Annotated in this window: 17 protein-coding genes and 2 tRNA genes; 5 read left to right on the top strand and 14 right to left on the bottom strand. The window is 59.9% G+C overall.

Annotated elements, in window-relative coordinates:
* Nucleotides 1–92: 92 nt before the first annotated feature.
* Both rlmB and rnr read right to left on the bottom strand, forming a co-directional pair.
* Nucleotides 93–860: a 23S rRNA (guanosine(2251)-2'-O)-methyltransferase RlmB gene (gene rlmB, locus ACM6JQ_RS03155; protein WP_007915843.1), complete on the bottom strand. Its 768-nt coding sequence runs from the start codon at nucleotides 858–860 to the stop codon at nucleotides 93–95.
* Complete coding sequence (gene rnr / locus ACM6JQ_RS03150; RefSeq protein ID WP_095113501.1) at nucleotides 857–3,487, bottom strand: ribonuclease R; 2,631 nt, start codon at nucleotides 3,485–3,487, stop codon at nucleotides 857–859. The genes rlmB and rnr overlap by 4 nt, the downstream gene beginning before the upstream one ends.
* A gap of 226 nt (nucleotides 3,488–3,713) precedes the next feature.
* Between rnr and ACM6JQ_RS03145 the strand changes: the two genes are divergently transcribed.
* From ACM6JQ_RS03145 to ACM6JQ_RS03130, 4 genes are all read left to right on the top strand, one after another.
* Nucleotides 3,714–3,800: transfer RNA gene (locus tag ACM6JQ_RS03145), tRNA-Leu, on the top strand.
* 180 nt (nucleotides 3,801–3,980) lie between these two features.
* A tRNA-Leu gene (locus ACM6JQ_RS03140) sits at nucleotides 3,981–4,067 on the top strand.
* Nucleotides 4,068–4,354: 287 nt separating this feature from the next.
* Nucleotides 4,355–5,365, top strand: coding sequence for an extracellular solute-binding protein (locus ACM6JQ_RS03135; RefSeq protein WP_095113500.1), 1,011 nt, complete (start codon nucleotides 4,355–4,357; stop codon nucleotides 5,363–5,365).
* On the top strand, nucleotides 5,365–6,930 hold the full coding sequence (locus ACM6JQ_RS03130; protein WP_095113499.1) for an ABC transporter permease: 1,566 nt from the start codon (nucleotides 5,365–5,367) through the stop codon (nucleotides 6,928–6,930). Before ACM6JQ_RS03135 ends, ACM6JQ_RS03130 begins: the two co-directional genes overlap by 1 nt.
* A gap of 109 nt (nucleotides 6,931–7,039) precedes the next feature.
* On the opposite strand, the gene ACM6JQ_RS03125 is transcribed toward ACM6JQ_RS03130, so the two are convergent.
* The 12 genes from ACM6JQ_RS03125 to ACM6JQ_RS03070 form a co-directional block, all read right to left on the bottom strand.
* Nucleotides 7,040–8,974: a methyl-accepting chemotaxis protein gene (locus tag ACM6JQ_RS03125; RefSeq protein ID WP_123376901.1), complete on the bottom strand. Its 1,935-nt coding sequence runs from the start codon at nucleotides 8,972–8,974 to the stop codon at nucleotides 7,040–7,042.
* A gap of 140 nt (nucleotides 8,975–9,114) precedes the next feature.
* A complete protein-coding gene (locus ACM6JQ_RS03120; protein WP_007915835.1) occupies nucleotides 9,115–10,404 on the bottom strand; it encodes an adenylosuccinate synthase in 1,290 nt (429 codons plus the stop codon).
* A 54-nt stretch (nucleotides 10,405–10,458) separates the two neighbouring features.
* Nucleotides 10,459–11,646 (bottom strand): ATP phosphoribosyltransferase regulatory subunit, encoded by a 1,188-nt coding sequence (locus ACM6JQ_RS03115; protein WP_007915833.1) that lies wholly within the window; start codon nucleotides 11,644–11,646, stop codon nucleotides 10,459–10,461.
* A 313-nt stretch (nucleotides 11,647–11,959) separates the two neighbouring features.
* Complete coding sequence (gene hflC / locus ACM6JQ_RS03110; protein ID WP_007915830.1) at nucleotides 11,960–12,829, bottom strand: protease modulator HflC; 870 nt, start codon at nucleotides 12,827–12,829, stop codon at nucleotides 11,960–11,962.
* Nucleotides 12,829–14,001, bottom strand: coding sequence for an FtsH protease activity modulator HflK (hflK, locus tag ACM6JQ_RS03105; RefSeq protein WP_007915828.1), 1,173 nt, complete (start codon nucleotides 13,999–14,001; stop codon nucleotides 12,829–12,831). The genes hflC and hflK overlap by 1 nt, the downstream gene beginning before the upstream one ends.
* Before the next feature lie 96 nt (nucleotides 14,002–14,097).
* Nucleotides 14,098–15,399 carry a ribosome rescue GTPase HflX gene (hflX, locus tag ACM6JQ_RS03100; RefSeq protein ID WP_007915827.1) on the bottom strand — a complete coding sequence of 434 codons (1,302 nt, stop codon included), beginning with the start codon at nucleotides 15,397–15,399 and terminating at the stop codon, nucleotides 14,098–14,100.
* 12 nt (nucleotides 15,400–15,411) lie between these two features.
* Nucleotides 15,412–15,672 carry an RNA chaperone Hfq gene (gene hfq / locus ACM6JQ_RS03095; protein ID WP_007902656.1) on the bottom strand — a complete coding sequence of 87 codons (261 nt, stop codon included), beginning with the start codon at nucleotides 15,670–15,672 and terminating at the stop codon, nucleotides 15,412–15,414.
* A gap of 95 nt (nucleotides 15,673–15,767) precedes the next feature.
* Nucleotides 15,768–16,739: a tRNA (adenosine(37)-N6)-dimethylallyltransferase MiaA gene (gene miaA / locus ACM6JQ_RS03090; RefSeq protein WP_095113497.1), complete on the bottom strand. Its 972-nt coding sequence runs from the start codon at nucleotides 16,737–16,739 to the stop codon at nucleotides 15,768–15,770.
* Nucleotides 16,739–18,640, bottom strand: a complete 1,902-nt coding sequence (gene mutL, locus ACM6JQ_RS03085) for a DNA mismatch repair endonuclease MutL (RefSeq protein WP_176472352.1) — start codon at nucleotides 18,638–18,640, stop codon at nucleotides 16,739–16,741. The genes miaA and mutL overlap by 1 nt, the downstream gene beginning before the upstream one ends.
* 8 nt (nucleotides 18,641–18,648) lie before the next feature.
* Nucleotides 18,649–20,079 (bottom strand): N-acetylmuramoyl-L-alanine amidase, encoded by a 1,431-nt coding sequence (locus ACM6JQ_RS03080; protein ID WP_414893208.1) that lies wholly within the window; start codon nucleotides 20,077–20,079, stop codon nucleotides 18,649–18,651.
* Nucleotides 20,080–20,550 carry a tRNA (adenosine(37)-N6)-threonylcarbamoyltransferase complex ATPase subunit type 1 TsaE gene (gene tsaE, locus ACM6JQ_RS03075; protein WP_007915806.1) on the bottom strand — a complete coding sequence of 157 codons (471 nt, stop codon included), beginning with the start codon at nucleotides 20,548–20,550 and terminating at the stop codon, nucleotides 20,080–20,082.
* The gene (locus ACM6JQ_RS03070; protein ID WP_414893207.1) at nucleotides 20,538–22,037 is read right to left on the bottom strand and encodes an NAD(P)H-hydrate dehydratase; all 1,500 of its coding nucleotides are present in this window, start codon (nucleotides 22,035–22,037) and stop codon (nucleotides 20,538–20,540) included. Before ACM6JQ_RS03070 ends, tsaE begins: the two co-directional genes overlap by 13 nt.
* A gap of 63 nt (nucleotides 22,038–22,100) precedes the next feature.
* Here ACM6JQ_RS03070 and queG point away from each other — a divergent pair, with 63 nt between their 5' ends.
* Nucleotides 22,101–23,171, top strand: a complete 1,071-nt coding sequence (gene queG / locus ACM6JQ_RS03065) for a tRNA epoxyqueuosine(34) reductase QueG (protein WP_414893206.1) — start codon at nucleotides 22,101–22,103, stop codon at nucleotides 23,169–23,171.
* The last annotated feature ends 20 nt before the right edge of the window (nucleotides 23,172–23,191 follow it).

Here is a 23,191-nt window from a genome sequence, read left to right as displayed (position 1 = left end):
TGCTCGCGATGAGGGGGTAACATTCAACTTTGATGCTGAATGTTGCACCGCTATCGCGAGCAGGCTCACTCCTACAGGGGATTTGCAGCAGATCAGGATTTCTTGGTGGCAGCCTTGGCTTTGGCACCGCGCTGACGCTGCGCTTCGAACAGGCACACGCCAGTTGCCACGGACACGTTCAGACTGCTGACACTACCGGCCATCGGTAGCTTCACCAGATAGTCGCAGTGTTCGCGAGTCAAGCGACGCATGCCTTTGCCTTCGGCGCCCATGATCAGGATGGTCGGGCCGGTCAGGTCCTGGTCATAAATGCTGACCTCAGCCTCACCCGCCGTACCGACAATCCACAGACCGCGCTGCTGGAGCTTTTCCAGAGTGCGCGCGAGGTTGGTCACCGCAACCAGCGGAATCACTTCCGCCGCGCCGCAAGCGACTTTACGCACGACCGGCGTCAAAGTTGCCGATTTGTCTTTCGGCACGATCACCGCCAGCGCGCCGGCCGCATCGGCCGAGCGCAGGCAGGCGCCGAGGTTGTGCGGATCGGTCACGCCGTCGAGCACCAGCAACAGTGGCGCGCCTTCGGTGCGGTCGAGCAGCTCGTCGAGCATCGCTTCACCCCAGACCTGGCTCGGGCTGACTTCCGCGACTACGCCTTGGTGAACACCTTCAACCCAGGCGTCCATTTCGCGGCGCTCGGCCTGACCGACCTGGACACGATTTTCGTTGGCCAGCTCAACCAGGGTCTGCACGCGCGGATCGTTGCGGCTTTCCGCCAACCAGATCTGCTTGACGCGTTTCGGGTGGTGACGCAGCAACGCTTCTACCGCGTGAACGCCGTAGATTTTTTCCAACTGACTCATGACTTCGCCTTCGGTTTACGTGCCCCGCCACTTTTGGCTGGAGCAGAACCCGCTTTTGGCGGGCCTTTACGGTGTTTGCTCGGTTTTGCTGGCTTGCCGCCGGAGGCCTTTTCAGGCGCCGACCGTCCGGTCTTTCCCCCGGACGCCGCTTTACCACCGTTTTTGGCATCGGAAAGCAGAGCTTTCTTCATTTCACGGCTTTTGCGCAGCTCGGCGTTTTTCGCTACGGCGTCGCTTGGGCGATAGGCTTCGGCAGCTTTCTCTTTGGCTGGACGACGACCAGCGCTTTTCGCAGGAGCCGCTTCGGCTTTTTCCTTGGCGGCCGGTGCGGCAGTTTCAGCACCACGCTTTTTGCGACCGATCGGCGCGCTGATGGTTTTTTCCGCCATCTCGAAGTCGATCTTGCGCTCGTCGAGGTCGACACGCATGACGCGCACCTCAACGGTATCGCCCAGACGGAAGCTACGACCGGTGCGCTCGCCCGCCAGGCGGTGATGCACAGGATCGAAGTGGTAGTAATCGCCCGGCAGCGCGGTGACGTGCACCAGGCCTTCGACGTAGATATCGGTCAGCTCGACGAACAGACCAAAACCGGTCACTGCGGTGATCACGCCCGGGAACGATTCGCCCACGCGATCCTTCATGAACTCGCACTTGAGCCAGTTCACGACGTCGCGGGTCGCTTCGTCGGCACGGCGTTCGCTCATCGAGCATTGCTCGCCGAGCTGCTCCAGCGCTGCTTCGTCGTACGGATAGATGCGCGCCTTCGGAATGGTCATCGCACCGGCACGGCGAACGTGCGGGGTGTCCTGTTTCGAATGGATCACGCTGCGGATCGCGCGGTGCGTGAGCAAATCCGGGTAACGACGGATCGGCGAAGTGAAGTGGGTATAGGCTTCGTAATTCAGGCCGAAGTGGCCCTGGTTGTCAGCGCTGTACACCGCCTGGCTCAGCGAACGCAACATCACGGTCTGGATCAGGTGGAAATCCGGACGATCCTTGATGCTTGCCAGCAATGCCTGATAGTCCTTCGGCGATGGACCGTCCTTGCCTTTGTGCAGGGACAAACCGAGTTCGCCAAGGAACGCGCGCAGTTTTTCCAGACGCTCCGGTGGCGGACCGTCGTGGACGCGGTACAGCGCAGGAATTTCGTGCTTCTTGAGGAATTCGGCGGTGGCCACGTTAGCCGCCAGCATGCATTCCTCGATCAGCTTGTGCGCGTCGTTACGGGTGGTCGGACGAATTTCGGCAATCTTGCGCTCGGTACCGAAGATGATTCGGGTTTCCTGCGTTTCGAAATCGATCGCGCCACGGACGTGACGGGCAGCCAGCAGAACCTTGTACAGCGCATAAAGCTGCTTGAGGTGCGGCAGAACATCGTTGTACTCACCGCGAAGCTGACGCGCCTCGGTGATTTTCGGCGTTTCCAGCATCGCACTGACTTTGTTGTACGTCAGACGAGCATGGGAATGGATCACCGCTTCATAGAAGCAGTAGTCGGTCATTTCGCCGGACTTGGAGATGGTCATCTCGCAAACCATGGCCAGACGATCGACGTGCGGGTTCAGCGAGCACAGACCGTTGGACAGTTGCTCAGGCAGCATCGGCACTACACGCTCGGGGAAGTACACCGAGTTGCCGCGCACTTGTGCTTCGTTGTCCAGCGCCGAGCCGATCTTCACGTAGCTGGAAACGTCGGCAATCGCCACGTACAACTTCCAGCCGCCGGAGAACAGGCGCAGCTTGCCCGGTTTGGCTTCACAATAAACAGCATCGTCGAAGTCGCGGGCATCTTCACCGTCGATGGTGACGAACGGCAGATGGCGCAGGTCGACGCGCTTCTCTTTGTCTTTTTCTTCGACTTCCGGCTTGAGCTTGGCCGCTTCTTTCAGAACGGCTTCAGGCCAGACATGCGGAATGTCGTAGGTGCGCAGGGCGACATCGATCTCCATGCCCGGCGCCATGTAGTTGCCGACCACTTCGACCACGTCACCTTGCGGCTGGAAGCGCGGCGTTGGCCAGTGGGTGATTTTCACCTCAACGAACTGACCGATCTGCGCGTTGGCGTTACGGCCCGGCGTGACCAGCACTTCTTGCTGGATCTTCGGATTGTCTGCGACGACAAAACCGATGCCGCCTTCTTCGAAGTAGCGACCAACGATGGTTTCGTGAGCACGCGACACCACTTCGACGATCACGCCTTCGCGGCGACCGCGACGGTCAAGACCGGAAACACGCGCCAGTGCACGGTCGCCATCGAACACCAGACGCATCTGCGCCGGGCTCATGAACAGATCGTCGCTGCCATCGTCCGGCACCAGGAAGCCGAAACCGTCACGGTGACCGCTGATGCGACCAAGGATCAGGTCAAGCTTGTCGACCGGCGCGTACGTGCCACGACGGGTATAGATCAGTTGAGCGTCGCGCTCCATGGCGCGCAGGCGACGGCGCAGGGCTTCGATCTGGTCTTCTGTGGTCAGACCAAACTCTTCGACCAGTTGCTCGCGGGCAGCAGGCGAACCCCGATCGGCGAGGTGCGCCAGGATCAGTTCGCGGCTAGGAATAGGGTTTTCATATTTTTCCGCTTCACGAGCGGCCTCGGGATCGAGGGACTGCCAATCGGCCATTAGAGAGTTTTCACCTTGTCTATATGCGGGTTAGTTTGGCATAGGCGCCATGAAACGGGAAATTTCCGACTCTATAAGGCCCTTATCAAGGGCTGTAGCGTCACTTGAAAGCCGTTTTGCACACCGCCGGTAAAAAAAATCATATTTTTTGCTGAGAGGGGTTTACAGTTAAAAAGACGCTCCGTATAGTGCGCGCCATCGACGACGCACAAGCGTTGCCGATACTGCCCAGATGGTGAAATTGGTAGACACGCCAGCTTCAGGTGCTGGTGACCTTACGGTCGTGGAAGTTCGAGTCTTCTTCTGGGCACCAATTTCGAGCTTGAGACTAGATCAGTTTCAAGGCTCACACAAAACCCGCGAAAGCGGGTTTTTTGCATTCTAAGCCCAGGTTTTCTTAAAACTGATTTATTAAAATTAAATCAGGGGTTTACAGATCAAAAGTCGCTCCGTATAGTGCGCCACATCAACAGCGGCAACGCTAGCGATGATTGCCCAGATGGTGAAATTGGTAGACACGCCAGCTTCAGGTGCTGGTGACCTTACGGTCGTGGAAGTTCGAGTCTTCTTCTGGGCACCAATTCAAATTCAAGGTCACGACCTTGGATTTCACAGAAACCCGCGAAAGCGGGTTTTTGCGTTTCTGGCTTCCAGAAATCCAGAATCCCCCCTGCAGGAGCTGCCGAAGGCTGCGATCCTTTGATCCTGTTTTTAAAGCAAGATCAAAAGATCGCAGCCTTCGGCAGCTCCTACAGTTCAACGTGAGGCCGTACCAGAGCTGGCAGCCTCTCGCAAGGCGCACTTGAGAAACAATATCGTTTATCATTGTTGCAAGTTTTTGCAATGCGACAGTGAGGAACCCTGCGAATGATGTTTCGAAATACCCTGCGCCGAGGCCTGACCTTCACCCTCCTCGGCCTGGCGCTCGCCACTCCCCTCACCCAGGCTGCCGATGCGGTTTCCCTGACTCTCTATAACGGCCAGCATAAAGAAGTCGGCGACGCGATCGCCAAAGCCTTCGAAGCCAAGACCGGCATTCACGTCAACGTGCGCAAAGGCAGCAGCAATCAACTCGCCAGCCAGATCATCGAAGAAGGCGACCGCTCCCCCGCCGACGTGATCTACACCGAAGAATCGCCACCGCTGAACAATCTCGGCGAACTGGGCCTGCTGGCAAAGACCGATGACGCCACGCTGGCCGTGCTTCCGGAAAAATACGTGGCTGGCAACGGCACCTGGATCGGCGTGACGGCGCGCGTTCGTGTGGTCGCCTACAACCCGAAACTGGTCGACGAAAAAGACCTGCCGAAATCGGTAATGGAATTCTCCGACCCACAGTGGCAAGGCAAAGTCGGTTTCGTACCGACCAGCGGCGCCTTTCAGGAACAAGCCGTCGCCATCATCAAAATGCACGGTCGCGATGCCGCCGAGGAATGGCTGACCGGCCTGCGCGCGTTCGGCAAGACCTACAGCAACAACATGGTCGCCCTCAAAGCTGTGGAAAACGGCGAAGTCGCTACCGTACTGGTGAACAACTACTACTGGTTCGCACTGCAACGCGAGAAAGGCAAACTGGATTCGAAACTGCATTACTTCACCGGTGGCGACGCCGGCGGCTTGATCACCGTGTCCAGTGCTGCCGTACTGAAATCCAGCAAACATCCAAAAGAAGCCCAGCAATTCCTTGCCTATATGGCCAGCGAAGAAGGCCAGCGCGTGATCACCCAAACCACCGCCGAATACCCGCTGCACAAAGGCATGGAATCGGATCGCGGGCTCAAGCCGTTCAGCGAACTGGAAGCGCCGAACGTAACCCCGGCCGATCTGGGCAATGCCGAAGAAGCCTTGGAACTGGAACGTGAAGTTGGCTTGAACTGATGGCCGCATCGTTATCCGCCCCCGCCGCGCGCGGGGGTTACGTGCCAAAACGCAAGCGGCCTTCAATCTGGCTGGTATTGCCAGTTTTGTTGCTGGTGATACTGAGTCTGTTGCCGCTCGCCTATGTCGGGCTCAAAGCCTGGCAGGCCGGTTGGGCCGAAGCGCTGCACTTGTTGTGGCGCCCATATGTGTTCGGCCTGCTGCGCAACACCTTGGCGTTAATGGTTGGCGTAACCCTTACGTGCGGCGTGATCGGTCTGTCGCTGGCCTGGCTGCTGGAGCGCAGCAATCTGCCGGGACGACGCCTGTGGGGTGTGATTCTGTGCCTGCCGTTCGCAGTGCCGGCGTTTGTCAGCAGCTTCACCTGGGTGTCGTTGAGCGCGCAGTTCGAAGGCCTTGGCGGGGCGATTCTGGTCATGAGCCTGTCGAAGTATCCACTGATCTTCCTGCCCGTGGCGGCAACCCTGCGCAATCTTGATCCATCCCTTGAAGAATCGGCCCGCACCCTTGGGCAGAATCGCTGGGGCGTGTTTTTCCGTGTCACCCTACCGCTGCTCTGGCCTTCACTGCTGGCGGGTTCGTTGCTGATCGCCCTGCACATGCTGGTGGAATTCGGCGCGTTGTCGATCATCGGCCTGCAAACCTTCACCACAGCGATCTATCAGCAATTCGAACTGGAATTCAGCAACGCCAACGCGGCGATGCTGTCGGCCGTATTGCTGGCGCTGTGCCTGGTGTTGCTGTGGCTGGAGTTGCGCGTACGCGGCAAAGGCCGGCATGTGCGCACCGGGCAAGGCGCGGCGCGTCAGGCTGAGCAGGTTCGGCTAGGACCATGGGCAGCGGTCGGTCAGTTGTATTGCCTGATGCTGGCGATTGTTGGCAGCGGAATTCCGCTGGGGATGTTGGCGTATTGGCTGGCGGTCGGTTCGTCGGCGGCTTTTCCGGTGGCCGCGATTACTGAAGCCCTGCTCTCGTCTTTGGCGCTTTCTCTTGGCGGGGCGGCATTGTGCCTGGTGCTGGCAGTGCCAGTCGGATTGCTGGTAGTGCGCTACAAAGGCCAACTGGCGATCTGGGCCGAACGCTTGCCGTATCTGCTGCATGCACTGCCAGGATTGGTGATTGCGTTGACGCTGGTGTATTTCGCTCTGCATTACGTGCCGGCGCTGTACCAGACGTCGGGGCTGCTGCTGATCGCTTATGCGCTGCTGTTTCTGCCACTGGCGCAGGCGCCGATCCGCACGGCCCTGAACAAGGCTGCGCCACAGCTGGAAGAAGCTGCGCGGACGCTGGGCGCTTCGTCGTTCACCGCGTTTTGCCGGGTGACGTTGCCGATTATCTTCCCGGCATTGGGCGCGGCGTTTGCGCTGGTGTTTCTGGATGCGATGAAGGAATTGACGGCGACGCTGCTGTTGAGTCCGACCGGGCTCAATACGCTGGCGACCGAAGTGTGGGCGCATACCGCGAATGTCGAATTTGCGGCGGCGGCGCCTTATGCGGCGTTGTTGATTTTGGTATCGGGGTTGCCGGTTTATTTACTGACGACTCGAATGTATCTGAGTCGCTGATACCGCTATCGCGAGCAGGCTCACTCCCACATGTTGACCGAGTTCCATCAGAGGAACGCGATCTAATGTGGGAGCGAGCCTGCTCGCGAAGAGGCCCGCCCAGACGACCTCAAGCCCTGAACTGCCCCAGACTCGCCTTCAACTGCGCAGCCAAGCCATCCAGCACCTTGCCACTCGCCGTGGTCTCCACCACCGCCTGCGCCGCTTTCTCGGCCTGCGCATGAATCGTCTCGACGCGCCCACGCACCGCCTGCGCACCTTGCGCCTGATGCGCCGCTGCCTGGGTTGCCAGACCAATCGCCGCGTGCACCTGCTCGACAGACGTTTGTACCGACTGCTGCAACCGCGCGCTGTCACGCAACACCAGCAAACCTTCGCTGGCTTGACGCCCGGCCTGGCCGATTGCCTCGACCGCCTCACGTGCGCCCTGTTGCAACGCGACGATATGCGCCTGAATGTCGCCGGTAGAACTTTGTGTCTTGCTGGCCAGCGCCCGAACTTCGTCCGCTACCACCGCAAAACCACGCCCGGTCTCGCCAGCGCGCGCAGCTTCAATGGCAGCGTTTAGCGCCAGCAGGTTGGTCTGCTCGGCGATCCCGTGAATTACCGTCAGCACCACTTCAATCTGCTCGCTCTGCTGCGCCAGTCGCTCGATCACTTTTGCACCGGTATCGACTTGTCCGGCCAGCGCCTCGATCAGGCTGCCGACCTTGGCGGAGGTGCGGGTGTTTTCATCAGTGGCCTGGCGAATATCCACAACCTGCTTCAACGCCGCTTGCATCGCATGGCTTTCCGATTGCGCTTCATCCGCCATTTGCGAGAGTGCGCGCAAACTCTCCGCCACTTCATCACGCTGCATGCCCGCCGCCGCATCTGCACCGGCATTGCGCAGGGTCATCGCACCAATCTCGACGCCGGTACGCTGCGCCACATCACCTGCCTCACGCACGATCGGTTGCAACTTATCCACAAAGCGATTGACCGCCGAGGCCATGTCGCCAATTTCATCGTTGCTGTTGATCTGCACACGCTTGGTCAGGTCGCCCTCACCCGCCGCCAGATCATCCATCGCGGCGTTGAGCATCTTCAGGCGATTGACGACGCGATGGCCGAGCACGACTGCCAGCAACAGCAACACGCCGCAACCGACCAACGCCAGGCCCATGCCGATCCGCCAGCGCAGGGTCGCAGCCGCCTCTTGAACAGTATTGGCGGTATTGGCTTTCATCTCGACGGCCGTTGACTGCGCCGATTGCAGGCGCGCCTGCATGGCTTTGGCACTGTCGGCAGCGGCGCCTTTGAGGCTATCGCCGACCAGTTGATCACTGCTCGCGATCAGCGCGGAGAAGCGCTTGTCCAGTGCCGCCAGATCGGTTTCCACCGACGCAGTGGAAACGCCCATCAGCACCTTGCCGATTTCCACACCATTGGGATTGATCGAGGCTTCCAGGTAGTAAACCGAAGGATCGTTCTTCGCCGCATCCAGCACTTTATCCAGCGCACGTTCACCCTGGCCTTTTTCCAGTAAAGCCTTATTGATCGGGTTTTCGCGGTTGAGATAACGGGTCAGGTGCTGGCCGGTAGCGTCGTCGTAGACCACGAACAGCACGTTGGGATTGCGCTGGGCGCGACGGGCGAACTCGGACAGGGTCGGAACGTCGCTGTCCCACATGGCACGCGGCGCAACGGAGGCGAGCAATTGCGCCATGTCATTGGCCGAATCCTTTAGATCCTTTTCCAACGTCGCACGCAACTGCGCCTGCTCGTCTTTCAGGCGCAAAGACAGACCGGCAGTCAGCCGCTGGCGGGTGCTGGCAGACAAGGCATCGAGGCTCGACGTGACTTCACGCCCGGCCTGCTCCAGCTCAGCGGAGAGTTTCTGGCTGTCGGCGCCCAAGCGCACCGCCAAATCAGCTTCCAGCGCGGTGACGGTGCTCCGCGTCAGGGCAACCGCCACCAACACCTGCACCAAAAGGGCGATACCAAGGGTAACGAACACGGGCCGCAACAAACGGCTTTGTAACAGTGAGAGAACGGCCGACACTGTGAATCCCTCTACTTCTGACGCCATTAATTTGATGGCACTCTTGTAGACAGATTCACAGCAAAGGTCATGCCGTCCAACAGGCATAAACGACAAAGGCCCCGATGAAGGGGCCTTTGTGTTTTTACATCAACGACTTATCAAGCAAACGGATGACGCAGAACGATGGTTTCGTTGCGGTCCGGGCCCGTCGAAATAATGTCGATCGGCGCGCCGATCAGCTCTTCAACGCGTTTGATGTAGGCACGAGCGTTAGCTGGCAGTTCTTCCAGGGTCTTGGCGCCCACGGTCGATTCGGTCCAGCCCGGCACTTCTTCGTACACAGGCTGCAGGCCTACGTAGCTGTCAGCGTCGGTCGGCGCAACAGCATTGCCTTCGGCATCTTTGTAGCCAACGCAGATGTTGATGGTTTCCAGACCGTCGAGCACGTCCAGCTTGGTCAGGCAGATGCCCGAGATGCTGTTCACATCGATCGCGCGACGCAGGATAACCGCATCGAACCAGCCGCAACGACGGGCACGGCCGGTGGTCGCACCGAACTCGTGACCTTGTTTGGCCAGATGCGCGCCGACGTCGTCGAACAGCTCAGTCGGGAATGGACCCGAACCAACGCGAGTGGTGTAAGCCTTGGTGATGCCCAGGATGTAATCCAGGAACATCGGGCCAACGCCGGAACCGGTCGCCACGCCACCAGCGGTGGTGTTGGAGCTGGTCACGTACGGGTAGGTACCGTGGTCGATGTCGAGCAACGAACCCTGAGCACCTTCGAACATGATGTCTTTGCCGGCGCGACGCAGGTCGTGCAGCTCGGCGGTGACGTCGAGCATCAGCGGCTTCAGCAGCTCTGCGTATTCCTTGCACTCGGCCAGGGTCTTTTCGAACTCGATGGCCGGCTCTTTGTAGTACCCGACCAGCATGAAGTTGTGGTAATCCACCAGTTCACGCAGCTTGTCTTCGAAGCGCGGCATGTTCAGCAGGTCGCCAACACGCAGGCCACGACGAGCGACCTTGTCTTCGTACGCCGGGCCGATGCCGCGACCGGTGGTACCGATCTTCAACTCGCCACGGGCCTTTTCACGGGCCTGGTCCAGCGCCACGTGGAAAGACAGGATCAGCGGGCAGGACGGGCTGATACGCAGGCGCTCGCGCACCGGTACGCCTTTCTCTTCCAGCTTGGTGATCTCGCGCAGCAGGGCGTCAGGTGCAACCACCACGCCGTTGCCGATCAGGCACTGCACGCCTTCGCGCAGCACGCCCGACGGAATCAGGTGCAGGACGGTTTTCTCGCCGTCGATCACCAGTGTGTGGCCAGCGTTGTGGCCACCTTGGTAGCGCACTACGGCTGCAGCATGTTCGGTCAGCAGATCAACGATCTTGCCTTTGCCCTCATCACCCCATTGGGTGCCCAGGACTACGACATTCTTACCCATAACACTTGTCCTCATTCGCGCAAACTTGGTGCCGGCGATGGCCGGCAGGAAAACTCAAGAAGCCAGTGGCGATACTTGCCAAAGCCCGTTCTGCTGAATCAATTGCCGGTCGCAGTCCGCATCACGGGCGGCGGCCAAAGGTTGTCCAGGCAACGCCTGAACGACACGCTGACCCTCACTGCGCAACTGGCAAACCTGCTGCCAGAGTGCCGCATCCGTACTGTCAGGCATCCAGATACCGCCAGACGGTAGCTCGATCTCAGCACGCCCCAGGGTCACCAGGGTTTTCAAATCGGTGGAGAAGCCTGTCGCTGGACGGGCGCGGCCAAAATCTGCGCCGATGTCATCGTAACGACCGCCCTGAGCGATGGACTGGCCAACGCCCGGTACGAACACCGCAAACACCACACCGGTGTGGTAGTGGTAGCCACGCAGCTCGCCCAGATCGAAGTACAACGGCAGCTCCGGGAAGCGCGCCGACAGACGCTCGGCGATCGCCAGCAAATCTTCCAGTGCTGCCAGAACCGGCGCCGGCGCATTGGCCAGACGCTCACGGGCAGCGCTTAACACTTCACGGCCGCCGCACAGATCAACCAGCGCACGCAGCATGCCGGACAGGTCGGCCGGCAGGCCTTCGGTCAAGGTAATGACCTCGTCGATGGCTTTGCGTTGCAGCGCGTCGAACAACTGCTGCTCGACTTCACCGGACAGACCGGCGGCACGCGCCAGGCCACGGTAGATGCCGACATGACCAAGATCCATGTGCACATCCGGCACGTCGGCCAGTTGCAGCATGGCCAGCATCAGGCTGATCACTTCAACGTCGCTGCTCGGGCTGGCGTCGCCGTACAACTCGGCGCCCAACTGGATCGGGCTGCGCGAGGACGACAGTGCACGCGGCTGGGCATGCAGCACACTGCCGGCGTAGCACAGACGGCTCGGACCTTCGCGACGCAGGGTGTGCGCATCGATGCGCGCCACTTGCGGCGTGATGTCGGCACGGAAACCCATCTGCCGGCCCGACTGCGGGTCGATGACCTTGAAGGTACGCAGATCCAGGTCCTGGCCCGCGCCGGTCAGCAGGGATTCCAGGTACTCGATATGGGGAGTCACGACAAACTCGTAACCCCAGCTCTGGAACAGATCCAACACCTGACGACGCGCGACTTCAATGCGCGCCGCTTCCGGTGGCAGTACTTCTTCGATGCCATCTGGCAGCAGCCAGCGGTCTACCGTTGCCATTACGCCATTCCCCTTTGATCCGGGCGGCCAGCCTGCGGGCGAGCCTTGAGTGAAGCAGAAAATGACCGGTCCGTTCAAAACGCACGCGCATGAACGACGCGGCGAAAGGCCTGTTACCGGCTTCGCCCATCACTTTCCTCGAAATACTCTCGGGCCATTCAACCCGATGCCTGCAACAAAAAACAGCAATCAAACGTGCAGACGCAAAAAAGCCGGGAATTTCCCGGCTGCCGCATCATACACACGTTTTCCCAAAGGATCACCCCGCCCGAGGTATTAGCCGCCGGGCGGAATGATTCAGGTCAACGGCATATCAAGGCTTGGCCTTTTCCAGGTAGTGGAAAAAGTCGCTGCTTGGGTCGAGGACCAATACGTCGGATTTGTTCGCGAAGCTTTCACGGTAGGCGCGCAGGCTACGGTAGAAACTGTAGAACTCCTGATCCTGGCCGTAGGCCTTGGAGTAGATCGCAGCGGCCTGGGCATCACCGTCACCGCGAACCTCTTCGGATTCACGATAGGCTTCAGCCAGCAGCACGCGGCGTTGACGATCGGCGTCGGCACGGATGCCTTCCGCCAGCTCGTTACCCTTGGCGCGGTGCTCGCGAGCTTCACGCTCACGCTCGGTGCTCATACGTTCGAACACGCTGCGGTTCACTTCTTTAGGCAGATCGATGGTCTTGACCCGGACATCGACCACTTCGATACCCAGCTCTTTTTCCGCCATTTTGTTCAGCGATGCGGTGATGTCAGCCATCAGTGCATCACGCTCACCCGACACCACTTCGTGCAGGGTGCGCTTACCGAACTGGTCACGCAGACCGGACTCCAGACGACGGGACAGACGCTCGTCGGCGATTTGCTTCAGACCGGAAGTCGCGGTGTAGAAGCGCTCGGCATCTTTCACGCGCCACTTGGCATAAGCGTCGACCATCACGGCTTTCTTTTCCAGGGTCAGGAAACGCTGTGTCGGTGCATCCAGCGTCATCAGACGTGCGTCGAATTTACGCACCTGGTTAACGTAAGGCACTTTCACATGCAGGCCTGGCTGAACATCCGCCTGAACCACACGACCGAATTGCAGCAGCACCGCACGCTCGGTCTGAGCGACGATGTAGAAGCAGTTCCAGCCCACCAGCACGACAACGACGCCAACAATAAGGGCGATCAGCGATTTATTGCTCATCAGCGGGTCTCCCTTGTGCGCGATTGCGGCAGGTCAGTGACATGCGGCGTGACGTCCGTGTTGTTACTGGCGGCAGCCGAACCGGTGACCGGTGCATTGCTGCCCGAACTGTTCTGAATCATTTTGTCCAACGGCAGGTAAAGCAGGTTGCTCTGGCCGTTCTTGTTGCCGGTCACGAGTACCTTGCTGGTGTTGCTGAAGACTTCCTGCATGGTGTCCAGGTACAGACGCTGGCGGGTCACCTCAGGTGCCTTGCGATACTCGGCGACCAGTTTGGTAAAGCGGTCGGCTTCACCCTTGGCGCGCGAGACCGTCTCGTCACGGTAACCGTTGGCATCCTCAAGGATACGCTGGGCCTGACCACGGGCTTCCGGCACGACGCCGTTGGCGTAGGTTTCAGCCTGGTTGCGCGAACGCTGCTCGTCTTCACGGGCGCGGATCACGTCATCGAAGGCTTCCTGCACTTCACGCGGTGCCGCTGCGCTCTGTACGTTGACCTGAGTGACGGTGATACCGGTGCGATAGGTATCGAGGAAGCGTTGCAGACGCTCCTTGATTTCGCTGGCCATCAATTCACGACCTTCGGTCAGCACCTGGTCCATGGCGGTGGAACCCACCACGTGGCGCAGGGCACTGTCGGTCGCATGCTGCAGGCTGATTTCCGGCTGATCGACGTTCAGCACGAAGTCCTGCAGGTTGCTGATCTTGTACTGCACGGTCAGCGGCACTTCGACGATGTTCTCGTCTTCGGTCAGCATCTGGCCCTGCTTGGTGTAGGCACGCTCACGCGTGACGTTTTCCATGTACTTTTTATCGATCGGCGGGAAATAGATGTTCAGGCCCGGGCCGACAGTCTCGTAGTACTTGCCGAAGCGCAGCACCACGGCTTGCTCCTGCTCGTCGACCACGTAGACCGCGCTGTACAGCCAGACAGCCGCCAGCACAACGAGGCCAATGCCGAGCAGACCGCCGAAGCCGCCACTGCTCTTGCCCGAACCACCGCCGTCATCACCACGTTTCTTACCACCACCGAACAACCCGTTCAGGCTTTCCTGCAGCTTTCGGAAGGCCTCGTCGAGATCCGGTGGCCCCTTGCGGTCGCCATTATTGCGGCGTTTGCCACCCCAAGGATCCTGATTATTCGAGTTGCCACCCGGCTCATTCCAAGCCATAGCGCTCTCCATCTGATAAAGCAAAGACGCACCCACGGCGCGCCGACCAATGCTACAGAATGCCTGCCGTTGCGGCACAACCGCTTTGTCAGGCTTTTATTGCAAAGTGTGTTGCTCGATGAATTCCATCGGCTGCAATCCTTCGCGGCTTACCAGTCGATTCAACTCGACACGGGGCAAACGAACGGCCAGCAAACTGATGCCTTCTTCGTCGTGCTCTTCTTTCTGCACCGCACCGAGTTCGAAAAACTGCGCACGCAGTCGCGCGAATCGTTGCGGCAAGCGCAAGGTACCGATAAACAAATCACTGCCAAGTAATTCGGCAATGGCTTGTTCAAGCAACTCCAGACCACTGCCATCTCGCGCCGACAGCCAGACCCGCTGGGGCTTGCCGTTTTCGTCGCGCTGGATTTGTGGCTCAACGCCTTCAAGCAAATCGAGTTTGTTATAGACCTCGAGGATCGGCAAGTCCTGGGCACCAATCTCGCCCAGTACCACCATCACCTGCTCGATCTGCAACATGCGATCCGGTTCGGCCGCATCGATAACGTGCAACAACAGATCGGAATTGCTCGACTCTTCGAGGGTAGACCGAAATGCCTCGACCAGCTTGTGCGGCAAGTGACGAATGAAGCCCACCGTGTCTGCCAGAACAATCGGCCCCAGATCGTCCAGTTCCAGACGACGCAGGGTCGGGTCCAGCGTGGCGAACAATTGGTCGGCCGCGTAGACATCGGATTTCGTCACGTTGTTGAAGAGCGTGGACTTACCGGCGTTGGTATATCCCACCAGAGACACGGTCGGAATATCGGCACGGGAACGACCACGTCGCGATTGCTCGCGCTGGCTGCGCACCTTCTCCAGCCGCCCCTTGATCTGACGCAGGCGAACCCGCAGCAAACGGCGGTCGGTTTCCAGTTGGGTTTCACCTGGGCCGCGCATACCGATGCCGCCACCCTGACGCTCAAGGTGAGTCCAGCCACGAACCAGGCGGGTGCTCATGTGGTCAAGCTGGGCCAGTTCGACCTGGAGCTTGCCTTCATGGGTACGGGCGCGTTGGGCGAAAATATCGAGAATCAGGCCGGTACGGTCGATCACGCGACACTCGAAAACACGTTCGAGGTTACGTTCCTGACTCGGCGTGAGGATGTGATTGAAAATCACCAGATCAGCTTCTTCAGCCTTGACCAGGTCGCGCAGTTCCTCGACCTTGCCGCTGCCGATCAGGTATTTGGCGGTTGGCCGATGACGCGGCACGTTAAAAAACGCAACGGTCTCGGCGCCGGCCGAATTAGCCAATTCCTGAAACTCCTGCGGATCTTCGCGCGCCTCAGGGTCCTGTCCATCCAAGTGAACGAGGATGACTCGTTCACCACCACCGTGGCGCTCAAAGAACAAAGGAGACTCCTATCAGGCGTTACCTGGCTCAGCGTCACCTGCTTCGGATTCGGTTGCGCTAGGCAGACGAATTGGACGAACCGGCACTACTGTCGAGATAGCGTGTTTGTAAACCATTTGGCTCACGGTGTTTTTCAGCAGGATCACGAACTGGTCGAACGACTCGATCGTGCCTTGCAGTTTGATACCGTTGACCAGATAGATGGAAACCCCAACTTTCTCTTTACGTAAAGTATTCAAGTAAGGGTCTTGTAGCGAATGCCCTTTTGACATGTGCCGCACTCCTTTAAGGATTCAATAATAAAAAATAGGTAATTCAGATGGCTTTGGCCGTCACACCCCCAAGGATAGACGGCAATTGCAAGGACTCAGCTCAATATGGAGATGGTCCCAAGGTATTTCAAGGCGCGTGGCAGATTGTCGCAATCAAGACTGTCCAGCCAGTGTATATCTTCCCAGCTGCGCAGCCAGGTGAACTGGCGTTTGGCCAATTGGCGCGTGGCGATGATGCCGCGCTCCTGCATTTCGGCCAACGTCAGCTTGCCATCCAGGTAGTCCCAGACTTGGCGGTAGCCTACCGCACGTATAGACGGCAACCCCGAATGCAGGTCACTTCTTTTACGCAGGGCTACGACCTCGTCGATGAACCCCTGTTCCAACATAATTGTGAATCTTTGTTTAATGCGCTCGTGCAGTACCTGACGATTCGCCGGGGCAATGGCCAAGTTCGCGACAGTATAGGGCAATTGTTGCAGTCCCGAAGCGGCTGCTTCAGTACTTTGCGCAGATTGTTGCTGGCGCAGCTCGGTCATGCTCTGACCGCTGACTCGATAAACTTCCAGCGCGCGACTCAGGCGCTGCGGATCGTTCGGGTGAATCCGCGCTGCGGATACCGGATCGATGGTCGCTAATTGGTCGTGCAGGGCTTGCCAGCCAAGGCGTGCAGCCTCTTCTTCGATCTGCGCACGGACCTCGGGATCGGCGGCCGGCATGTCTGCCAGGCCTTCGACCAAAGCCTTGTAATAGAGCATCGTGCCGCCGACCAGCAGCGGAATTTTCCCGCGCGCGGTAATTTCGGCCATGGCTTGCAGGGCATCACGACGGAAATCCGCAGCGGAATAGGCTTCGGCCGGATCGAGAATATCGATCAAACGGTGCGGATATTCGGCCAGCAGTTCTTTCGAAGGCTTGGCGGTGCCAATGTCCATGCCGCGGTAGACCAACGCCGAATCAACGCTGATCAGCTCGCACGGCAGCACCTTGGTCAGCTCGATGGCCAGATCGGTTTTGCCCGCAGCGGTCGGGCCCATCAGAAAAATCGCTGGAGGGAGTTGGCTCATCAACGACCGCGCAAGAACAGTTTGTCCAGATCGTCCAGGCCCAGTTGGGTCCAGGTCGGTCGGCCATGGTTGCATTGACCGCTGCGTTCGGTGTTTTCCATGTCACGCAGCAGGCCGTTCATTTCCGGCAGGGCCAGGCGCCGATTGGCGCGAATCGCGCCGTGGCAGGCCATGGTGCCGAGCAATTCGTTGAGGTGTGCCTGAATCCGGTCGCTGGTGCCGTATTCCATCAAATCCGACAGCACGTCGCCGACCAGACGGTTGGCTTCAGCCTGCTTCAACAACGCCGGAATCTGGCGGATCGCCAAGGTTTCCGGGCCCAGACGCTGCAATTCAAAGCCCAAACGCTGAAACCATGCCGCGTGCTCTTCAGCACAATCGGCCTCGCGCTGGCTCACGGCCAGGGATTCCGGCACCAGCAGCGGCTGGCCGCTGAGGCCTTCGCTGGCCATGGCGATTTTCAGACGCTCATACATGATCCGTTCGTGGGCGGCGTGCATATCCACCAACACCAGACCTTGGGCGTTCTCGGACAGAATATAAATGCCTTTGAGCTGCGCCAGCGCGTAACCGAGCGGCGGAATGTCTTCCCGACCGGCCGGCAATGCGTTGGCATTGGCTTCCGGCAGCGGTGCGAAAAACTCTCGATAAGCAGCTTGCGCCTCGGCAGCCGGCGGCACTGCCGATTGCGGACGTGGCGTGTATTGATACTGATAAGCCCCGCCAGCACTGGCACCGGACGAAGTATTGAACGCCGGTTGCGCCTGCGGTTGCTCCAGCAAGGCATTGGCCGCCAGACGCATTTCACCTTGTGGGCCGAACTCACCGGCATCGAGGCCCGTTGGCCGCACGACGGCAGTGGTCACGGAACCGGCAAGCTGATCTTCCGGACGCACATCGCCCAACGCTCGGTGCAAGGTGCCATAAAGGAAGTCATGCACCATGCGCCCGTCACGGAAGCGCACTTCGTGTTTGGTTGGGTGCACGTTGACGTCGACCGCCGCCGGATCGACTTCGAAAAACAGTGCAAAGGTCGGGTGCCGGCCGTTGAACAGCACGTCGCGATAGGCCTGACGCACAGCGTGGGCGACCAGTTTGTCGCGCACCGCTCGGCCATTCACGAAGAAATACTGCAAATCCGCCTGACTACGGTTGAAGGTCGGCAAACCGACCCAGCCCCACAGGTGCAAGCCGTTGCGCTCGATCTCGATCGGCAGCGCCTGCTCAAGGAAGCCCGAGCCGCAGATCGCCGCCACACGCCGGGCGCGGGCCGCATCATCGTGGGCCTCGTGCAGACTGAGGATGGTTTTGCCGTTGTGGCGCAGGTGAAACGCGACGTCGAAACGCGCCAGTGCGAGACGTTTGATCACTTCTTGCAGGTGATCGAATTCGGTTTTTTCGGTCTTGAGGAATTTGCGTCGCGCCGGGGTGTTGAAGAACAGGTCGCGGACTTCCACCGAGGTGCCGACCGGATGCGCAGCTGGCTGAACCCGAGGCGCCATGTCGCGGCCTTCGGTTTCCACCTGCCAGGCCTGATCGGCATCGCGGGTGCGCGAGGTCAGGGTCAAGCGTGCCACGGAGCTGATCGACGCCAGTGCCTCACCACGGAAACCGAGGCTCATCACCTGTTCAAGGTCTTCCAGGTTACGGATTTTACTGGTGGCGTGACGAGCCAGGGCCAGCGGCAGATCATCGGCGGAAATACCGCTACCGTCGTCGCGCACGCGCAGCAGCTTGACGCCACCCTGCTCGACGTCGACATCAATGCGTCTGGCGCCGGAGTCGAGGCTGTTTTCCAACAATTCCTTGATCACCGAAGCCGGGCGTTCAACCACCTCACCGGCGGCGATCTGGTTCGCCAGCCGTGGGCTGAGCAGTTCGATGCGGGCAGCAGCGTTCAACACTTCGTTCATTCTTTGGACGCCAGTTCGGTGCCTGGAATGGTCAAGTGTTGACCGACTTTCAGCTCATCACTTTTCAGGTTGTTGGCGGCGCGGAGCGTGGCCGGCGATACCTGATAGCGCACGCCGATCATCGCCAGCGTTTCGCCCGGACCGACGCGATGATCGCGCGGGCCTTGGACAATTTTGCCGGAATCACGCAACCAGGCGATGTAGGTGCCCGGTGGCGGGTTCTGCTGGAAGAACTGACGCACGCCGCTGCTGATCGAACGCGCCAGCGCTTGCTGGTGGCTCGACGCCGAGAGCTTGTTCGCTTCGTTGGCGTTGGAGATAAATCCGGTTTCGACCAGGATCGACGGAATATCTGGCGACTTCAACACCATGAACCCGGCCTGCTCCACCCGCTGTTTGTGCAGCGGCGTGACGCGACCGATATTGGTCAGGACTTTCTGGCCGACGTTTAGGCTGGAGGTCAGCGAGGCCGTCATCGACAGGTCGAGCAATACGCCGGCGAGCATGCGGTCCTTATCATCGAGGCTGACGTTACCGGCCCCCCCGATCAAGTCAGAACGGTTTTCGCTGTCGGCCAGCCAACGCGCGGTCTCCGACGTTGCACCACGATCAGACAGGGCAAACACCGACGCACCAAACGCTGCGGCAGATGGCGCGGCGTCGGCGTGGATCGAGACAAACAGGTCGGCGCCTTTCTTGCGGGCGATTTCGGTACGGCCGCGCAACGGGATGAAGTAGTCGCCGGTACGGGTCAGCTCGGCGCGGAAGCCTTTCATGCCGTTGACCTGACGCTGCAGTTCGCGGGCGATCTGCAATACCACGTCTTTCTCACGCTGACCGCGCGAACCGGACGCACCCGGGTCTTCGCCACCGTGGCCGGCGTCGATCACCACAATAATGTCGCGCTTGCCGGCCGGGGCTGGCGGCAACTTGATTGCAGGCTCGGTCGGGGTTACCGGCACCGCTGGCACGGTCGCCACCTGCGGCGTTGGTGCCGGCGGCGGTGCGGCGTCGGCCGGGTTGTCGAACAGGTCGACCACCAGACGGTTGCCGTACTGCGCGTTCGGCGCCAGCGAGAAGCTTTTCGGGGTGACGGCTTTCTTCAGGTCGATGACCACGCGCAGGTCGGTCGGCGTGCGCTGGGCCGAGCGCATCGCGGTGATCGGCGTGTTTGCGGTCTGCACATTCAACGGAGCACCGAGGGTGGCACCGTTGATGTCGATCACCAGCCGGTCCGGTGAGGTCAAGGTGAAGACGCTGTGCTGCACCGGGCCACTCAGGTCGAAGACCAGTCGCGTGTTGTCCGGCGCCCGCCACAGGCGCACGCTGTTGACCTTTGAATCGGCCACAGCGTTGACGGTTACTGCCATCAACAACAGTCCAGCGGCAGTCACCAACGCGCGAAAGCGCATACCTAACCCCATCATTTAATTGGATTCCAATGCCAAAGCGGCACACCAGGCCTCGCCACGCGAACCCTGGGATAAAATTTTCAGCGAACGCCCGCTGTCTTGCGGGCTAATGGTAATGGTCAGGTCAGGCTTTGGCAAAAAGCCTGCACCTTTATCGGGCCATTCGATCAGGCACATCGCATCGTCTTCGAAGTAGTCGCGGATGCCGAGAAACTCCAGTTCTTCCGGATCGACCAGGCGATACAGGTCAAAGTGGAAGGCGCGGATGTCACCGATTTCGTAAGGTTCGACCAAAGTGAAGGTCGGACTTTTTACCGCGCCGACATGGCCCAGCCCGCGAATGATGCCTCGCGACAGGGTGGTTTTGCCCATGCCCAGATTGCCTTCGAGAAAAATCAGGCCATGGCCTTGAGTCACGCGGGCGATCCGTGCGCCAAAGTCGCTCATGGCCTGTTCATCGGCCAGGTACAGGGTTACTTCAGACACGGTGCTTGCTCCTCCAACAACTGACGAATGGCTGGAATCAGATCACTGGCCGCCAGCCCACGGCCGAATTTTCCTTGTTGCCTACCGGCATTGGCGTGCAGCCAGACGGCCAGACACGCGGCCTCGAAACCGTCCAGGCCTTGCGCAAGCAGCGCACCGGTCAAGCCCGCCAGCACGTCGCCGAGTCCAGCGGTGGCCATGGCCGGGTGGCCTTGGTGACACAACGCCAGACGGCCATCGGGATGCGCGATCAGACTGCCCGCGCCCTTCAACACGACCACAGCTGTATATTTTTTGCTCAATGCCAGCGCCGCCGCCGGACGATCCGCCTGCACTTCGGCCGTACTGATGCCCAGCAATCGCGCCGCCTCTCCCGGATGCGGGGTGATCACGCAATCCTTGGGCAGCTCAACGAAACCGCTTGCCAGCAGATTCAGCGCATCGGCGTCCCACACTTGCGGCAATGCCGCGTTGGCCGCCGCCGACAACAGTGCGCGCCCCCAACTGGCCTGCCCCAATCCCGGACCGACCACCAGCACAGAAACTTTCTCCAGCAAACCCATCAACTGATTGGCCGATGAGGTGCCAAGCGCCATGGCTTCTGGCACACGAGTCAGTGCTGCCGCGACATGCTCTGGGCGAGTCGCCAGCGAAACCATACCCGCGCCGCTGCGCAAGGCCGTTTCGGTGCTGAGCAGAATCGCCCCGCCAAAGCCGTGATCGCCACCGATCAGCAGCACATGACCAAAGCGGCCCTTGTGCGAAGTCGGTGCACGCGCCGCCAACCCCGGAAGATTAGCCGTGTTGAGCCGTTGGGCGATGATCGGAATGTCACGATAGATGTCGGCGCTGGCCTGTAAATCGTTAAACACCAATTGGCCGACATGATCCGCCGCGTCGCCGGTGAACAGGCCGATTTTCAGCCCGATAAAGGTCACCGTAAGATCAGCCTGCACAGCGGCGCCCAGAACATGCCCGGAGTCGGCGCTTAGACCTGAAGGGATATCGACGGCAGTCACCGGCAAACCACTGGCGTTAATTGCCTTGATCGCCGAGACATAAGGCTCGCGCACATCCCCGCTCAGCCCCGTGCCGAGCAAGGCATCGAGAATGATCCCGCGCATTTCGCTTTCAGCCTGCCAGCCCTGCACCGCAACACCTTCAGCCAACGCCTCGGCACGGGCCTGCGCGGCATCGCCCTGTAAACGCTGCGGATCGCCGACCGCCAACACGCGCACCGACCACCCGGCTCGCTGCGCCATGGCCGCGACCAGATAACCGTCACCGGCATTGTTGCCGTGCCCGGCCAGCACCGTCAGTTCAGTTGCCGACGGCCATTGCCGCACCAACGCACGCCAGGTCGCATGCGCCGCGCGCTGCATCAATTCGAAGCCCGGCGTACCCGCGGCAATCAGCCGTGCATCGAGCTCGCGCACCTGCGCGGCGCCATACAGCGCGTCGGGTAATTCATCTTTCGTGTGCGGCATGCGTCTTCGGGCTCCGATGTCTGGCAGAATTATACGCACCTCAGCTCCGGTTTCTCTCGCCTCATGTCCGCCATCACCACAGACCTGCCCGCCCTCGCCCAATCGATCAAGGATTGGGGCCGCGAGCTGGGCTTTCAGCAAGTCGGCATCAGCGGTCTGGATCTGGCCGAGCATGAGCAGCACCTCGCGCGCTGGCTCGAGGCCGGCTACCACGGCGAAATGGACTACATGGGCGCCCATGGCAGCAAACGCTCGCACCCGGAAGAACTGGTGCCGGGCACGTTGCGCGTGGTTTCGCTGCGCATGGACTACCTGCCCGGCGACACACAAATGGCGCAAATGCTGGCGCAACCGGAAAAAGCCTACGTGTCGCGTTATGCCTTGGGCCGCGATTACCACAAATTGATCCGTAAACGTGTGCAGCAGTTGGCCGACAAGATTCAGGCGCAGATCGGCCCGTTCGGTTTCCGCGCGTTTGTCGACAGCGCCCCAGTGCTGGAAAAAGCCATCGCCGAACAGGCCGGGCTGGGCTGGATTGGCAAAAACACCTTGGTATTGAATCGCAAGGCCGGCAGTTATTTCTTTCTCAGCGAATTGTTCGTTGATCTGCCATTGCCAGTCGACGAGCCGCACAGCAGCGAACATTGCGGCCGCTGCACCGCGTGTCTCGATATCTGTCCGACCAACGCTTTCGTCGGCCCCTATGTGCTGGACGCGCGGCGCTGCATTTCCTATCTGACCATCGAACTGAAAAGCGCCATCCCTGAAGACCTGCGTCCGTTGATCGGCAATCGCGTGTTCGGCTGTGATGACTGCCAGATCGTTTGCCCGTGGAACCGCTTCGCCAAGCCTTCCGGGGAAAGCGATTTCAAGCCACGGCACAACCTGGACAATGCTGAACTGGCCGAGCTGTTTTTGTGGGATGAAGAGAAGTTCTTGAGCAGTACTGAAGGCTCGCCGTTGCGGCGGGCGGGGTATGAGCGCTGGTTGCGGAATCTGGCGGTGGGGCTGGGCAATGCGCCCTCAACGATTCCGGTGCTGGAAGCGTTGAAGGCGCGACGGGATTATCCGTCAGAGTTGGTTAAAGAGCATGTGGAGTGGGCGTTGCGTCAGCATCTTCCTGACACGCTGTAAAAGATTTTCGATCCACTTTC

The sequence above is a fragment of the Pseudomonas sp. IT-232MI5 genome (assembly GCF_949767845.1).
GTDB lineage: Bacteria > Pseudomonadota > Gammaproteobacteria > Pseudomonadales > Pseudomonadaceae > Aquipseudomonas.
This window is presented reverse-complemented; position numbering and strand designations above follow the sequence as displayed.

Coding starts and splice junctions, on each gene's coding strand:
- rlmB (WP_007915843.1), bottom strand. CDS start 860: ATGAGTCAGTTGGAAAAAATCTACGGCGTTCACGCGGTAGAAGCGTTG.
- rnr (WP_095113501.1), bottom strand. CDS start 3,487: ATGGCCGATTGGCAGTCCCTCGATCCCGAGGCCGCTCGTGAAGCGGAA.
- ACM6JQ_RS03135 (WP_095113500.1), top strand. CDS start 4,355: ATGATGTTTCGAAATACCCTGCGCCGAGGCCTGACCTTCACCCTCCTC.
- ACM6JQ_RS03130 (WP_095113499.1), top strand. CDS start 5,365: ATGGCCGCATCGTTATCCGCCCCCGCCGCGCGCGGGGGTTACGTGCCA.
- ACM6JQ_RS03120 (WP_007915835.1), bottom strand. CDS start 10,404: ATGGGTAAGAATGTCGTAGTCCTGGGCACCCAATGGGGTGATGAGGGC.
- ACM6JQ_RS03115 (WP_007915833.1), bottom strand. CDS start 11,646: ATGGCAACGGTAGACCGCTGGCTGCTGCCAGATGGCATCGAAGAAGTA.
- hflC (WP_007915830.1), bottom strand. CDS start 12,829: ATGAGCAATAAATCGCTGATCGCCCTTATTGTTGGCGTCGTTGTCGTG.
- hflK (WP_007915828.1), bottom strand. CDS start 14,001: ATGGCTTGGAATGAGCCGGGTGGCAACTCGAATAATCAGGATCCTTGG.
- hfq (WP_007902656.1), bottom strand. CDS start 15,672: ATGTCAAAAGGGCATTCGCTACAAGACCCTTACTTGAATACTTTACGT.
- miaA (WP_095113497.1), bottom strand. CDS start 16,739: ATGAGCCAACTCCCTCCAGCGATTTTTCTGATGGGCCCGACCGCTGCG.
- ACM6JQ_RS03080 (WP_414893208.1), bottom strand. CDS start 20,079: ATGATGGGGTTAGGTATGCGCTTTCGCGCGTTGGTGACTGCCGCTGGA.
- ACM6JQ_RS03070 (WP_414893207.1), bottom strand. CDS start 22,037: ATGCCGCACACGAAAGATGAATTACCCGACGCGCTGTATGGCGCCGCG.
- queG (WP_414893206.1), top strand. CDS start 22,101: ATGTCCGCCATCACCACAGACCTGCCCGCCCTCGCCCAATCGATCAAG.